This window comes from Pseudomonas juntendi (assembly GCF_009932375.1).
GTDB lineage: Bacteria > Pseudomonadota > Gammaproteobacteria > Pseudomonadales > Pseudomonadaceae > Aquipseudomonas > Aquipseudomonas juntendi.
In genome coordinates this window covers 1-322 of sequence record NZ_BLJG01000306.1, presented here as the reverse complement: position 1 = coordinate 322, position 322 = coordinate 1, and the positions used below count along the sequence as shown (strand labels likewise).

Annotated in this window: 1 protein-coding gene; it reads right to left on the bottom strand. The window is 64.9% G+C overall.

Annotated features, from left to right (window positions below):
• Positions 1–322 (bottom strand): ferredoxin reductase domain-containing protein (locus GYA94_RS25100; RefSeq protein WP_498072224.1); only part of this gene is annotated, 322 nt, incomplete at both ends.

Here is a 322-nt window from a genome sequence, read left to right as displayed (position 1 = left end):
CGCCGCGCAACCCTTCATACAAGTCCTGGGTAAAACTGCCCGGTCCGCACAGGTAGAACTCGTAGTCGTCCAGTGCCAGCGTCGCCTTGACCTGCCCGATGCCCAGGCGCCCGGCAAACTCGTAATCCCGCCCAAGCAGCGCATGGCTTTCCGGCTGGCTCAGGGCGCGATGAATGTGCAGCAAGCCCTCGGCCCGTTGCTGCAAACTCGCCAGCTCCTGCCTGAACGGCAGGTCGGCCAGGCTACGCGCACCCTGGAACACGTGGATGGCCCGAGCCTGCCCTTGGCTCAATTGCTCACGCAGCATGGCCAGCAACGGCGT